The following is a 14,538-nucleotide window of genomic DNA, read 5'->3' on the forward strand; positions in this document are numbered from 1 at the left end:
GGGTTCACCGGAGTCGGGTGCAAAAAGGGAGATGCTCCGCCAGTGGAGCGGAGCGATCCGGGAACGGAGTTCTGCGTGGACATCGTCGTCAAGGGCCGCAAGACCGAGGTGCCCGAGCGGTTCCGCAAGCACGTGGCCGAGAAGCTGAAGCTGGAGAAGATCCAGAAGCTCGACGGCAAGGTGATCAGCCTCGACGTCGAGGTCTCCAAGGAGCCCAACCCCCGACAGGCCGACCGTTGCGACCGAGTGGAGATCACGCTCCGCTCCCGCGGTCCGGTGATCCGGGCGGAGGCAGCGGCCAGTGACCCGTACGCGGCGCTCGACCTGGCGGCGGAGAAGCTGGACGCGCGGCTGCGCAAGCAGCACGACAAGCGGTTCTCGCGTCGCGGTTCGCGGCGGATCTCGGCCGCCGAGGTCCCCGACCACGTCCCGGGCGCGGCCACACTCAACGGGAACGGCACCCCCGTCCCGTCGGAGGAGACGGACGGCGTCCCCACCAAGAAGATCGGCTCGCTGGAGGTCCGGGGCGAAGGCCCGCTGATCGTCCGCGAGAAGACCCACGTCGCCTCCCCGATGAGCCTCGACCAGGCCCTCTACGAGATGGAACTGGTCGGACACGACTTCTACCTGTTCGTCGACTCCGAGTCCAAGGAGCCGAGCGTCGTCTACCGGCGGCACGCGTACGACTACGGCGTCATCCACCTCAGCACCGACCCGATGGTGACCCAGGCGGAGCCCCCGGCGGCGGGAGGCACGCTGGGCGGCTGACCCGCCCGGCAGACAGCTGAGCCTGTGCCCCTGGAAGCGCGTGTGCGCCCCCGGGGGCACCGGTGTGCGACCACTTCGCGCCCCGCTCTGGCACCGCGTTGTCGGCCCGGCATGGAATCATGGCGGCAGTGGCCCAACCGGTGGGCCGCTGCCTTGGGTTGGCGATGGCACAGCACCACAGGCCACAGCCTTCAGGGGGAGGAACGATGGCGGAAAGCTTCGGACCGATGCAGGACGGGGGCGCCCGCGACGGCGTCGTCGGCATGGGCCCGGACGCGGGCGGCACTCCACGCAGGGAACCGATCAGAGTCCTTGTCGTGGACGACCACGCCCTCTTCCGCCGCGGTCTGGAGATCGTGCTCGCCGCCGAGGAGGACATCCAGGTCGTCGGGGAGGCGGGCGACGGTGCCGAGGCCGTCGACAAGGCCGCCGACCTGCTGCCCGACATCGTGCTGATGGACGTCCGGATGCCCAAACGCGGGGGTATCGAGGCCTGCACCTCCATCAAGGAGGTCGCGCCCAGCGCGAAGATCATCATGCTGACGATCAGCGACGAGGAGGCCGACCTCTACGAAGCGATCAAGGCGGGCGCAACCGGTTATCTCCTCAAGGAGATCTCCACCGACGAGGTGGCCACCGCCATTCGCGCGGTGGCCGACGGGCAGTCGCAGATCAGCCCGTCCATGGCGTCGAAACTCCTCACCGAGTTCAAGTCGATGATCCAGCGCACCGACGAGCGCCGGCTGGTGCCGGCGCCGCGGCTCACCGACCGTGAACTCGAAGTGCTCAAGCTCGTCGCCACGGGGATGAACAACCGCGACATCGCGAAGGAGTTGTTCATCTCCGAGAACACCGTGAAGAACCATGTGCGCAACATCCTGGAGAAGCTCCAGCTGCACTCCAGGATGGAGGCGGTGGTCTACGCGATGCGGGAGAAGATCCTGGAGATCCGCTGAGGCGGCGACGCCGGCAGCCGGGCCGGCAGCCGTCAGCGCAGCGCGGCCACCAGGAAGCGGGTCACCTCCCGGATCAGGGGCTCACGCAGCTCGGGAGCGTCCACGCGTTCCACCCGCACCGTCGTGCAGTCCACCCAGCTCGCCGCCTCCACCAGCGCCTCCGCGACCGCCGGGACCGCCTTCGGGCCGTCCAGCGTGACCTGGCGGGCCACCAGGACCCCGCCGGCCTCGCGTGCCGGATCGACCCGGCCCACCAGACGGCCGCCGGCCAGCACCGGCATCGCGTAGTAGCCGTGCACCCGCTTCGGCTTCGGTACGTAGGCCTCCAGCCGGTGGGTGAAGCCGAAGATCCGCTCCGTGCGCGCCCGGTCCCAGATCAGGGAGTCGAACGGGGAGAGCAGCGTCGTACGGTGCCGGCCGCGCAGAGGTGCGGCCAGGACCCCGGGATCGGCCCAGGCGGGCTTCCCCCAGCCCTCCACCTCCACCGGGACCAGCCCCGAGTCGGCGATCACCGCGTCGACCTGCTCACCCTTCAGCCGGTGGTAGTCGGCGATGTCCGCACGCGTGCCGACCCCCAGCGACTGCCCGGCCAGCCGCACCAGGCGGCGCAGGCACTCGGCGTCGTCCAGGTCGTCGTGCAGCAGCTCCGGCGGGACCGCGCGCTCGGCGAGGTCGTACACCCGCTTCCAGCCGCGCCGCTCGACACACACCACCTCGCCGTACATCAGCGCGCGCTCCACGGCGACCTTGGTGCCGGACCAGTCCCACCACTCGCTGGTCTTCTTCGCGCCGCCCAACTCGGTGGCGGTCAGCGGGCCCTCGGCGCGCAGTTGCTTGATGACCTGGTCGTAGACACCCTCGGGGAGGTCGTGGTTCCAGTGCGGGCGGTCGCGGTAGGCGCGGCGGCGGAACGCGAAGTGCGGCCACTCCTCGATGGGGAGGATGCAGGCCGCGTGCGACCAGTACTCGAAGGCGTGGGTGTCCTGCCAGTAGGCGGCCTCCACCGCCCTGCGGCCCACGCGGCCGAGGCGGGCGTACGGGATGAGCTCGTGGGAGCGGGCGAGGACCGAGATGGTGTCGAGCTGGACCGCGCCGAGGTGGCGGAGCACGCCCCGGACGCCCGAGCGGCGGTCGGGGGCACCGAGAAACCCCTGTGCCTTCAGGGCGATACGGCGGGCTTCGTCCGCCGAGAGGGCGGCGGGGCGCGGAAGGGTCGTCATGTCCCGGACCCTAGAGGGTGCCACTGACAGTGCGGTACGAGCTGCGGTTCAGTCCCGTGCAGGGGCGGGGAGGTAGGGCGCGGCCGACGGCAGGCCCAGGTCCGAGGGGAGCAGGGAGCCCACCCAGCAGTCGCGTCGGACGCCCTTGTTGTTGAGGCAGGAGCGGAGGGTGCCCTCCATGGTGAAACCCGCGCGTTCCGCCACCGCGCGCGAGGGATGGTTGCCGACCTCGGCACGCCATTCGACCCGGTCGATCGCCATCTCGGTGAAGGCCCAGCGGGCGACGGTGCGGGTGGCCTCGGTGATGTAGCCGCGGCCACGGTGCTCCTGTGCGGCCCAGAAGCCCACCTCGGCCGTCCCCAGCGAGCGCATGGTGAGCGCGAGCATCCCGGCCAGGCCCTTGGTGGGGAGGAAGACCCCGAAGGTGAACATCGACCCGTCGGACCAGCCCTCGGGAACCATCTGCTCCGTGAAGCCGCGCGCGTGCTCCGGGAGGTAGGGGGAGGGAATCGTCGTCCAGCGCTGGATGTCGGGATCCTGGACGGCCGCGTACACCGCGTCGGTGTCCTGCGGGCCGACCGCGCGCAGCAGCAGACGAGGAGTGGTGAGCGTGACGGGTTCCATCGGCTGATTCTGCTCGGCCCGGCACCCGGCCCGCCATCTCTTTCGCGCTCCGTGACCGGGTGATCACATTTCGCGCAATTCCTCGGCCCGGCGCGGCACTATCTGCGCACCCCGGCCGTTGTCCCGTATGAATCGGAAAAGCAGCCGACGGTCGTCGGGCCGCCAGGCCTCCCGGCGCGCCCGGGTCCTCGCATACGATGGCCGTTGCTCAGTAAGTCAAATGGAAACCGACCGTCCCAGGCCCGACCGGCAAGGAGACAAACCCCCGTGTCCGTCCTCTCGAAGATCATGCGTGCAGGCGAAGGCAAGATCCTGCGCAAGCTGCACCGCATCGCGGACCAGGTCAACTCCATCGAAGAGGACTTCGTCGACCTCTCCGACGCCGAGCTGCGGGCCCTCACTGATGAGTACAAGCAGCGCTACGAAGACGGCGAGAGCCTCGACGACCTGCTTCCCGAGGCGTTCGCGACCGTCCGCGAGGCCGCCAAGCGCGTCCTCGGCCAGCGCCACTACGACGTGCAGATCATGGGCGGCGCGGCCCTCCACCTCGGCTACGTGGCCGAGATGAAGACCGGTGAGGGCAAGACCCTCGTCGGCACCCTGCCCGCGTACCTGAACGCGCTGGCCGGCAAGGGCGTGCACCTCATCACGGTCAACGACTACCTGGCCGAGCGCGACTCCGAGATGATGGGCCGCGTCCACAAGTTCCTCGGGCTGACCGTCGGCTGCATCCTGGCCAACATGACGCCGGCCCAGCGCCGCGAGCAGTACGCCGCCGACATCACCTACGGCACGAACAACGAGTTCGGCTTCGACTACCTGCGCGACAACATGGCGTGGGCCCAGGACGAACTGGTCCAGCGCGGCCACAACTTCGCCATCGTCGACGAGGTCGACTCCATCCTGGTCGACGAGGCCCGTACGCCGCTGATCATCTCCGGCCCGGCCGACCAGGCCACCAAGTGGTACGGCGACTTCGCCAAGCTGGTCCTGCGCCTGAAGAAGGGCGAGGCCGGCAACCCGCTCAAGGGCATCGAGGAGACCGGCGACTACGAGGTCGACGAGAAGAAGCGCACGGTCGCCATCCACGAGTCCGGTGTCTCCAAGGTCGAGGACTGGCTGGGCATCGACAACCTCTACGAGTCGGTGAACACGCCTCTGGTGGGCTACCTGAACAACGCCATCAAGGCGAAGGAGCTCTTCAAGAAGGACAAGGACTACGTCGTCATGGACGGCGAGGTCATGATCGTCGACGAGCACACCGGCCGTATCCTCGCCGGCCGCCGCTACAACGAGGGCATGCACCAGGCGATCGAGGCGAAGGAAGGGGTGGACATCAAGGACGAGAACCAGACCCTCGCCACGATCACCCTGCAGAACTTCTTCCGTCTCTACAAGCGCCACGACCACAACGGCAAGGAACTGCCCGGCCTGTCCGGCATGACCGGTACGGCCATGACCGAGGCCGCCGAGTTCCACCAGATCTACAAGCTCGGCGTGGTGCCGATCCCGACGAACAGGCCGATGGTCCGCAAGGACCAGTCGGACCTGATCTACCGCACCGAGGTCGCCAAGTTCGAGGCGGTCGTCGACGACATCGCGGAGAAGCACGAGAAGGGCCAGCCGATCCTGGTCGGCACCACCTCCGTCGAGAAGTCGGAGTACCTCTCGCAGCAGCTCTCCAAGCGCGGCATCCAGCACGAGGTGCTCAACGCCAAGCACCACGAGCGCGAGGCGTCGATCGTGGCGCAGGCCGGCCGCCGGGGCGCCGTGACGGTGGCCACCAACATGGCCGGCCGTGGTACCGACATCAAGCTCGGCGGCAACCCCGAGGACCTCGCCGAGGCGGAGCTGCGCCAGCGCGGCCTCGACCCTGAGGAGCACATCGAGGAGTGGGCGGCCGCGCTGCCCGCCGCCCTGGAGAAGGCCCAGCAGGCGGTGAAGGCGGAGTTCGAGGAGGTCAAGGCGCTCGGCGGGCTCTACGTCCTCGGCACCGAGCGGCACGAGTCGCGCCGGATCGACAACCAGCTGCGCGGCCGTAGCGGCCGCCAGGGCGACCCCGGTGAGTCCCGCTTCTACCTCTCCCTCGGCGACGACCTGATGCGCCTGTTCAAGGCCCAGATGGTCGAGCGTGTGATGTCCATGGCGAACGTGCCGGACGACGTGCCGATCGAGAACAAGATGGTCACCCGCGCGATCGCGTCCGCGCAGTCGCAGGTCGAGCAGCAGAACTTCGAGACCCGTAAGAACGTCCTGAAGTACGACGAGGTGCTCAACCGGCAGCGCGAGGTCATCTACGGCGAGCGGCGCCGGGTCCTGGAGGGCGAGGACCTCCAGGAGCAGATCCAGCACTTCATGGACGACACGATCGACGCGTACGTCGGCGCGGAGACCGCCGAGGGCTTCCCGGAGGACTGGGACCTCGACCGGCTGTGGGGCGCCTTCAAGCAGCTCTACCCGGTGAAGGTCACCATCGAGGAGCTGGAGGAGGCGGCCGGTGACCGCGCGGGCCTGACCGCCGAGTACATCTCCGAGTCCATCAAGGACGACATCCACGAGCAGTACGCCTCGCGTGAGGCGCAGCTCGGCTCCGAGATCATGCGTGAACTGGAGCGCCGGGTCGTGCTGTCGGTCCTGGACCGCAAGTGGCGTGAGCACCTCTACGAGATGGACTACCTCCAGGAGGGCATCGGCCTGCGCGCGATGGCCCAGAAGGACCCGCTGGTCGAGTACCAGCGCGAGGGCTTCGACATGTTCACCGCGATGATGGACGGCATCAAGGAGGAGTCCGTCGGCTACCTGTTCAACCTGGAGGTCCAGGTCGAGCAGCAGGTCGAGGAGGTCCCGGTCGAGGACTCCGCGGCGGCCGCGGAAGGCGTCCAGGACGCGGTGCCGGCGCAGGCGGGTTCCTCGCGTCCCGAGATCCGTGCCAAGGGCCTGGAGGCGCCGCAGCGGCGGGGCATGCACTTCTCCGCGGCCACCGTGGACGGCGAGGGCGGCCTCGTCGAGGGCGACTTCGACTACGACGACGAGAAGCCGGCCCGTTCCGAGGCCGACGGCCTGACCCGCGCGGAGCGCCGCAAGCAGGCGAAGGGCAGCCGCCGTCGCAAGTGACGGCGACGACAGCGGCTTCAGGAGGGCCGGCCATCCCGACGGGAGGGCCGGCCCTTCGGCGTGCGGGGCCTCGGCGGCCCTGGGGCCCCGGAGGGGCCGGGCCCGTCCGCTGTCTGCTCGCGTCGGGGGAGCACGGCCGTAACTCTCTCCCGGGCGTCGGCAAGCAGCCCGTCCTGGTCCCCGTCCCGTGCGGCCCCTTGACCGGTGCGCCGCCCGCGACGCTGCCGCCACCTCGCCACGATGGTCGTCATGGTGGCCGTCCCGGGTGGCGCCGTGGGCTGTTCCGCCGCTTGCGGTGCTTCGGCCGCCCGCGGAGCGCGTGGGCCGTCCGGGGGGCGTGGGCCTCGCCCCGGACGGCCCACGCGGTTGCTTGGCGTGGATCTCAACCGGTCCGGGGTGGGCGGGGGCCGCCCAGTTCCACCGCTGTGCAGCGCCAGCGCAGGTCGGGGCCCTGTTCCAGGCGGAAGGCCATGGCGCGGAGCTGGTCGCCTGCCGCGATGCGGGCGAAGACCTCCAGGGCGCCGGTGCGGGGGACGAAGTAGCCGATGTCGCGGACGACGGGATCGGTCCCGCGGGTGCGCAGGGGGCCGTGTTCGGCGAGGCGGGCCAGGTCGTCGTAGGCGGCGCCCGCGGTGTGCCGGAGCATCCAGTGGACCGGGCGGCGCCCGCTCAGCACGGCCAGCAGACGCTCCGCGAAGAGGTCGGTGGGCCGTGGGCCGGTCGGGGTCGCCGGTGGGCCGAGCGGCCTGCGGGAGGCGGGGGCGGCGGGGCGGCGGGAGTCGCGCCGGCCCGGTGGGCGGGTGGCGGTGGGGCGGGGCTGGGCGGTCCGGGTCATGACCTTGTTCATGGGGGGTCCCGTTCGGCGGCCCGGCTGGTACCGGGCGGTAACTTGAGGTTGGGGATCTTGTACGGGGACCGGGACGGCGGCGGCAAGGCGAGAGCGGCCCGTGTCAGGAGCCAGCAGAATTCACCTATCCGAGTGGTCGCGGGCGGGGAAAACCCGCCGGGCAGGCGGCGGTACCGGGTGAATCGAGGGGTGCCGGGTGGACGCCCGCGGAGTCCCCGCCCGGGACCCGAAAGGGGACGCCCGCACGTATCCTGAAGGCCCTCTCCGGAAGGCCCGACGGCCTTCGGGAGAGCGGCACCGGCAGAGTCGAAGCGTCCAGAGAGAGCGGCCAGCATGCGCGTCTACGTCCCCCTGACCCTCCCCGCGCTCGCCGAGGCGCACAAGACGGGCGAGCTGGGGACCGGTCCGTTCGTCGCCTACGCCGTCACACCCGCCCTGCGCGAGTGGTACCTCTCCGACGACATGGAGGAACTGGAGTACGCGGCGCTGAACCGCGCCGCGCTGGCCTCCCTGCGGCTGCTGGCCGCCGACCCGGACGCGCCGCGGCGCCGGGTCGTGGTCGCCGTGGACGTGCCCGACGGCGCGGCGGCGTCCGATCCGGACCGTGGCCTCGACCCGGCGGCCCTCGGTGAGGTACGGGTGGCCACGACGGTGGCGCTGGCCAGGGCGGCCGCCGTGCACGTCGACTCCGACGACGCGCAGGAGGACGTGACCGCGGCGGCCGGGGCGCTGCCGGCCGCGGACGGCGGGGACGACGACGCGCAGTTCGTGGTGGACGGTGCCGAGGACCACGAACTGCTCTGGTACGCCACGCAGGAGATCCCCCACCTGGTGGGACTCGGCTGACACCCACTGGGACCGCTTCCCGGGACCGCTTCCCTGTCAGTGGCGGCGGGTAGCGTTTTCGGCATGGGGAAGCAGGAACGCGCACACATCGTCTGGGACTGGAACGGAACGCTGTTCCACGACAACGACGCGATCATCGGAGCGACGAACGCGGCCTCGGCCGAGCTGGGCCTGGCGCCGATCACCCTCGAGCAGTACCGGGCGCTGTACTGCGTGCCGGTGCCCAGGTTCTACGAGCGGCTGATGGGGCGGTTGCCGACGCAGTCCGAGTGGGAGGTCATGGACGAGATCTTCCACTCGTACTACGCCGAGCACCGCGGCCGGTGCGGGCTGACCGAGGGGGCGGCCGAGCTGCTGGCCGGGTGGCGTTCGGTGGGGCGCAGCCAGTCGCTGCTGAGCATGTACGTGCACGACGAACTCGTGCCGCTGGTGCGTGGGTTCGGCATCGAGCCGCACTTCCTGCGGGTGGAGGGGCGGGTCGGGCCGTCCGGGGGCAGCAAGGCCGAGCACATGGTGCGGCACCTGCGGCAGCTGGAGGACGTCGCGCCCGGCCGGACCGTGGTGATCGGGGACGCGGCGGACGACGCGGTGGCCGCGCGGGCGGCGGGCGCGAAGGCCGTGCTGTACACCGGGGGGTCACACGGCCGGGCGAGCCTGGAGGAGGCCGGTGTGCCGGTGGTGGACTCGCTGGCGGAGGCGGTCGAGGAGGCGGAGAGACTCGTGGCGTGAGCCGGGGGCTCGGGAGGCTCGGGGGGCTCGGGGGCGCCGTTTTACCGCGGTATTGCCTGCGTGGGCTGTCGTCGCTGTGCAGAACGTCAAACTTGCACCCCCTGTTTTGTACACATACGGCTCATGACGGGCCCCCGGTCATGGGCGATAGCCTGGTGGCGTGATCAGCGCGATAGTTCGCGGGGGCGTCGCCCCTGCCCTGCGCCCGGTGAGCACGGAACAATTCCGTGACCGGGTGGCGGTCGCTGGTCTTCTCGGGCGGAGGGCGTCGACGACGGCCCTGGCAGTGGTGGCGCCGAGAGCGACGTCACACCCTCGGGGCCCGTCGAGAATGGCTGAATACCCCCCGCTCGTCTCACCCTGCGGCATAGCGTCGGAGCAGACCGGAGACCCCGGCCGTGGCGTCGAGCCGCAGGGGGAAGAGCCCGTACTTCCTTCTACGTCACGCAATGGCGCGCGACAGGAGCCAGAGGACAATGCAGACCAAGCTGGACGAAGCCAAGGCCGAGCTGCTCGATCGGGCCGCCCGGGTAGCTGAGAACAGCCCGGCCGGGGGCCACCTACCGACCGGGACGACGGGAGAGGTGGACCAGGAGTCCGTCCTCACGTTCCTCCAGCGCTACTACCTGCACACCGCACCGGAGGACCTGGCCGACCGCGACCCGGTCGACGTCTTCGGCGCCGCCGTCTCGCACTACCGTCTCGCCGAGACCCGTCCGCAGGGCACCGCCAACGTCCGGGTCCACACGCCGACCGTCGAGGAGAACGGGTGGACCTGCAGCCACACCGTGGTGGAGGTCGTCACCGACGACATGCCCTTCCTCGTCGACTCGGTCACCAACGAGCTGACCCGGCAGGGGCGTGGCATCCACGTCGTCATCCACCCCCAGTTCGTCGTCCGCCGAGACCTCACCGGCAAGCTGATCGAGGTGCTGCCGACCCCGGTCGCCGGCGAGGACCTGCCGCACGACACGCACATCGAGTCGTGGATCCACGTCGAGATCGACCGGGAGACCGACCGCGCCGACCTCAAGCAGATCACCGCCGACCTGCTGCGCGTCCTGTCCGACGTCCGTGAGGCCGTCGAGGACTGGGAGAAGATGCGGGAGCGCGCCGCCCGGGTCGCCGAGCAGCTCGGTGACGAACCGGTCCCCGCCGACCTGCCGCGCCCCGAGGTCGAGGAGGCCCGCGAGCTGCTGCGCTGGCTGGCCGCCGACCACTTCACCTTCCTGGGCTTCCGCGAGTACCAGCTGCGCGAGGACGACTCCCTGGCCGCCGTGCCCGGCACCGGCCTGGGCATCCTGCGTTCCGACCCGCACCACGCCGTCGACGAGGGCCACCCCGTCAGCCCGTCCTTCGAGCGGCTCCCGGCCGACGCGCGCGCCAAGGCCCGCGAGCACAAGCTCCTCGTCCTGACCAAGGCGAACAGCCGGGCGACCGTGCACCGGCCGTCGTACCTGGACTACATCGGCGTCAAGAAGTTCGACGCGGACGGCAACGTGGTCGGTGAGCGGCGCTTCCTCGGGCTGTTCTCGTCCGCCGCGTACACCGAGTCGGTGCGCCGGGTGCCGGTCATCCGGCGCAAGGTCGACGAGGTCCTGGAGCGGGCCGGGTTCTCGCCCAACAGCCACGACGGCCGCGACCTGCTCCAGATCATGGAGACCTACCCGCGCGACGACATGTTCCAGACTCCGGTCCCGGAGCTGGAGTCGATCGTCACGAGCGTCCTCTACCTCCAGGAACGCCGCCGGCTCCGTCTCTACCTGCGCCAGGACGAGTACGGCCGCTACTACTCGGCCCTCGTCTACCTGCCCCGCGACCGCTACACCACCGGCGTCCGGCTGCGCATCATCGACATCCTCAAGGAGGAACTCGGCGGTACCAGCGTCGACTTCACTGCCTGGAACACCGAGTCGATCCTGTCCCGGCTGCACTTCGTGGTCCGCGTCCCGCAGGGCACCGGGCTGCCCGAGCTGTCCGACGTCGACAAGGAACGCATCGAGGCCCGCCTGGTCGAGGCGGCCCGTTCCTGGGCCGACGGCTTCGCCGAGGCGCTCAACGCGGAGCTCGGCGAGGAGCGCGCGGCCGAGTTGCAGCGCAGGTACACCAACTCGTTCCCCGAGGGCTACAAGGCCGACCACACCCCGCGCGCGGCGGTCGCCGACCTCGTCCACCTGGAGCGGCTCACCGAGGAGACGGGCAACGACTTCGCCCTCAGCCTCTACGAGCCGGTGGGCGCCGCCCCCGGCGAGCGCCGCTTCAAGATCTACCGCAAGGGCGCGGCGATCTCCCTGTCCGCGGTGCTGCCGGTCCTCAACACGCTCGGTGTCGAGGTGATCGACGAGCGGCCGTACGAGCTGCGCTGCTCGGACCGGACCACCGCGTGGATCTACGACTTCGGGCTGCGCATGCCGAAGCTCTCGGGTGCCGCCAGTGGTGACTACCTGGGCGACGACGGCCGGGAGAGGTTCCAGGAGGCGTTCGCGGCGACCTGGACCGGACAGGCGGAGAACGACGGGTTCAACGCGCTGGTGCTGAGCGCGGGGCTGACCTGGCGGCAGGCGATGGTGCTGCGGGCGTACGCCAAGTACCTGCGCCAGGCCGGCTCCACGTTCAGCCAGGACTACATGGAGACCACGCTTCGCAACAACGTCCACACCACCCGGCTGCTCGTCTCCCTGTTCGAGGCGCGGATGTCGCCGGACCGGCAGAAGGCCGGCCTGGAGATCGTCGACGCCCTCCTCGAAGAGCTGGACGCGGCGCTCGACCAGGTGGCGAGCCTCGACGAGGACCGCATCCTGCGCTCCTTCCTGACCGTCATCAAGGCGACCCTGCGCACCAACTTCTTCCAGGAGACGGCCGAGGGCAAGCCCCACGCCTACGTCTCCATGAAGTTCGACCCGCAGGCCATCCCCGACCTGCCGGCGCCCCGCCCGGCGTTCGAGATCTGGGTGTACTCGCCGCGAGTCGAAGGCGTGCACCTGCGTTTCGGGAAGGTCGCGCGCGGCGGTCTGCGCTGGTCCGACCGGCGTGAGGACTTCCGCACCGAGATCCTCGGCCTGGTCAAGGCGCAGATGGTGAAGAACACCGTCATCGTGCCGGTCGGCGCCAAGGGCGGTTTCGTCGCCAAGCAGCTGCCGGACCCGGCCAAGGACCGGGACGCGTGGCTCGCGGAGGGCATCGCCAGCTACAAGACGTTCATCTCGGCGCTGCTCGACATCACCGACAACATGGTGGCCGGCGAGGTCGTGCCCCCGCAGGACGTGGTCCGGCACGACGAGGACGACACCTACCTGGTGGTCGCGGCCGACAAGGGCACGGCGACGTTCTCCGACATCGCCAACGAGGTCGCCGGCAGCTACAACTTCTGGCTCGGGGACGCCTTCGCCTCCGGCGGCAGCGCGGGCTACGACCACAAGGGCATGGGCATCACCGCGCGCGGTGCCTGGGAGTCCGTGAAGCGGCACTTCCGGGAGCTGGGCGTCGACACCCAGAGCGAGGACTTCACGGTCGTCGGCATCGGTGACATGTCCGGTGACGTGTTCGGCAACGGCATGCTGCTCTCCGAGCACATCCGGCTGGTCGCCGCCTTCGACCACCGGCACATCTTCATCGACCCGAACCCGGACGCGGCCACCTCCTACGCCGAGCGCCGCCGCCTGTTCGAACTGCCCCGCTCCAGCTGGGGCGACTACAACACGGAACTGCTCTCGGCGGGCGGCGGCGTCTTCCCCCGCAGCGCCAAGTCCATCCCGGTCAACAGCCACATCCGCGAGGCCCTCGGCATCGAGGACAAGGTGGCCAAGCTGACCCCGGCCGATCTGATGAAGGCGATCCTGCACGCGCCGGTCGACCTGCTGTGGAACGGCGGTATCGGCACCTACGTCAAGGCGTCGACCGAGTCCAACGCCGACGTCGGCGACAAGGCCAACGACGCCATCCGGGTCGACGGCGCCGACCTGCGCGTCAAGGTGGTCGGCGAGGGCGGCAACCTGGGCCTGACGCAGCTCGGCCGGATCGAGTTCGCCCGCCGCGGCGGCAAGATCAACACCGACGCGATCGACAACAGCGCCGGGGTGGACACCTCCGACCACGAGGTGAACATCAAGATCCTGCTCAACGGCGTGGTCGCGGACGGCGACATGACGGTCAAGCAGCGCAACAAGCTGCTCGCCGAGATGACCGACGAGGTCGGCTCCCTGGTGCTGCGCAACAACTACGCGCAGAACGTGGCCATCGCCAACGCCCTCGCCCAGTCCGGGGACATGCTCCACGCCCAGCAGCGCTTCCTGCGCCACCTGGTCAGGGAGGGCCACCTGGACCGCGCCCTGGAGTTCCTGCCCACCGACCGGCAGATCCGCGAGCGCATCGGCACCGGCCAGGGCCTGACCGGCCCGGAGACGGCCGTCCTGCTGGCCTACACGAAGATCACCGTCGCCGACGAGTTGCTGGCCACCACGCTGCCGGACGACCCGTACCTGAGCGGTCTGCTGCACGCGTACTTCCCGACGGCCCTGCGCGAGCGGTTCGCCGCCGCGCTCGCCACCCACCCGCTGCGCCGTGAGATCACGACCACCGTCCTGGTCAACGACACGGTCAACACCGGTGGTACGACCTACCTGCACCGGCTGCGCGAGGAGACCGGGGCCTCGCTGGAGGAGATCGTCCGGGCGCAGACCGCGGCCCGTGCGATCTTCCGCTCGGCCCCGGTGTGGGACGCCGTCGAGGAACTCGACAACAAGGTCGACGCGGCCGTGCAGACCCGGATCCGGCTGCACTCGCGCCGGCTGGTCGAGCGCGGCACCCGCTGGCTGCTCAACAACCGGCCGCAGCCGTTGCAGCTTCTGGAGACCGTCGACTTCTTCTCCGAGCGGGTCGAACAGGTCTGGCAGCAGCTGCCGAAGCTGCTGCGCGGCGCGGACCTGGAGTGGTACCAGCACGTGTACGACGAGCTGTCGGCGGCCGGTGTCCCGGACGAGCTGGCGACCCGGGTGGCCGGTTTCTCCTCGGCCTTCCCGGCGCTGGACATCGTCTCGGTGGCCGACCGCACGGGCAAGGAGCCGCTGGACGTCGCCGAGGTCTACTACGACCTCGCCGACCGCCTCGGCGTCAGCCAGCTGATGGACCGCATCATCGAGCTCCCGCGCGCCGACCGCTGGCAGTCGATGGCCCGCGCGTCCATCCGCGAGGACCTGTACGCGGCCCACGCGATGCTCACCGCCGACGTCCTCGCCGCCGGTGACGGCACGTCGACGCCCGAGCAGCGCTACCAGGCCTGGGAGCAGAAGAACACGGCGATCCTGGGCCGGGCCCGGGCCACCCTGGAGGAGATCCGCAGCTCGGACTCCTTCGACCTGGCCAACCTGTCGGTGGCCATGCGGACGATGCGGACGCTGCTGCGCACGCACGCGTAGCCGTACGACGCGAAAGGCGC

The 14,538-nt window shown here is 70.3% G+C and carries 9 protein-coding genes; 6 read left to right on the forward strand and 3 right to left on the reverse strand.

The window, feature by feature from the left end:
• The first annotated feature begins 75 nt into the window (after window positions 1-75).
• Both hpf and ACZ3KP_RS34425 read left to right on the forward strand, forming a co-directional pair.
• Window positions 76-768, forward strand: a complete 693-nt coding sequence (gene hpf, locus ACZ3KP_RS34420) for a ribosome hibernation-promoting factor, HPF/YfiA family (RefSeq protein WP_467504370.1) — start codon at window positions 76-78, stop codon at window positions 766-768.
• 206 nt (window positions 769-974) lie between these two features.
• Window positions 975-1,724: a response regulator gene (locus ACZ3KP_RS34425; RefSeq protein ID WP_132890474.1), complete on the forward strand. Its 750-nt coding sequence runs from the start codon at window positions 975-977 to the stop codon at window positions 1,722-1,724.
• 32 nt (window positions 1,725-1,756) lie between these two features.
• On the opposite strand, the gene ACZ3KP_RS34430 is transcribed toward ACZ3KP_RS34425, so the two are convergent.
• Window positions 1,757-2,944 carry a winged helix-turn-helix domain-containing protein gene (locus ACZ3KP_RS34430; RefSeq protein ID WP_467504372.1) on the reverse strand — a complete coding sequence of 396 codons (1,188 nt, stop codon included), beginning with the start codon at window positions 2,942-2,944 and terminating at the stop codon, window positions 1,757-1,759.
• Between the two features lie 48 nt (window positions 2,945-2,992).
• A complete protein-coding gene (locus tag ACZ3KP_RS34435) occupies window positions 2,993-3,568 on the reverse strand; it encodes a GNAT family N-acetyltransferase (RefSeq protein ID WP_467504373.1) in 576 nt (191 codons plus the stop codon).
• A gap of 267 nt (window positions 3,569-3,835) precedes the next feature.
• Between ACZ3KP_RS34435 and secA the strand changes: the two genes are divergently transcribed.
• Complete coding sequence (gene secA, locus ACZ3KP_RS34440; protein ID WP_358986640.1) at window positions 3,836-6,682, forward strand: preprotein translocase subunit SecA; 2,847 nt, start codon at window positions 3,836-3,838, stop codon at window positions 6,680-6,682.
• 382 nt (window positions 6,683-7,064) lie between these two features.
• On the opposite strand, the gene ACZ3KP_RS34445 is transcribed toward secA, so the two are convergent.
• Window positions 7,065-7,529, reverse strand: a complete 465-nt coding sequence (locus ACZ3KP_RS34445) for an Rv3235 family protein (RefSeq protein ID WP_467504376.1) — start codon at window positions 7,527-7,529, stop codon at window positions 7,065-7,067.
• A gap of 333 nt (window positions 7,530-7,862) precedes the next feature.
• Between ACZ3KP_RS34445 and ACZ3KP_RS34450 the strand changes: the two genes are divergently transcribed.
• The 3 genes from ACZ3KP_RS34450 (at window position 7,863) to ACZ3KP_RS34460 (ending at window position 14,518) form a co-directional block, all read left to right on the forward strand.
• Window positions 7,863-8,375, forward strand: a complete 513-nt coding sequence (locus ACZ3KP_RS34450) for a DUF6912 family protein (RefSeq protein WP_467504378.1) — start codon at window positions 7,863-7,865, stop codon at window positions 8,373-8,375.
• Window positions 8,376-8,438: 63 nt separating this feature from the next.
• Window positions 8,439-9,104 carry an HAD family hydrolase gene (locus ACZ3KP_RS34455; RefSeq protein WP_467504379.1) on the forward strand — a complete coding sequence of 222 codons (666 nt, stop codon included), beginning with the start codon at window positions 8,439-8,441 and terminating at the stop codon, window positions 9,102-9,104.
• Window positions 9,105-9,580: 476 nt separating this feature from the next.
• Complete coding sequence (locus tag ACZ3KP_RS34460; RefSeq protein WP_467504381.1) at window positions 9,581-14,518, forward strand: NAD-glutamate dehydrogenase; 4,938 nt, start codon at window positions 9,581-9,583, stop codon at window positions 14,516-14,518.
• Window positions 14,519-14,538 lie beyond the last annotated feature (20 nt).

This window comes from Streptomyces sp. NPDC020958 (genome assembly GCF_055562175.1).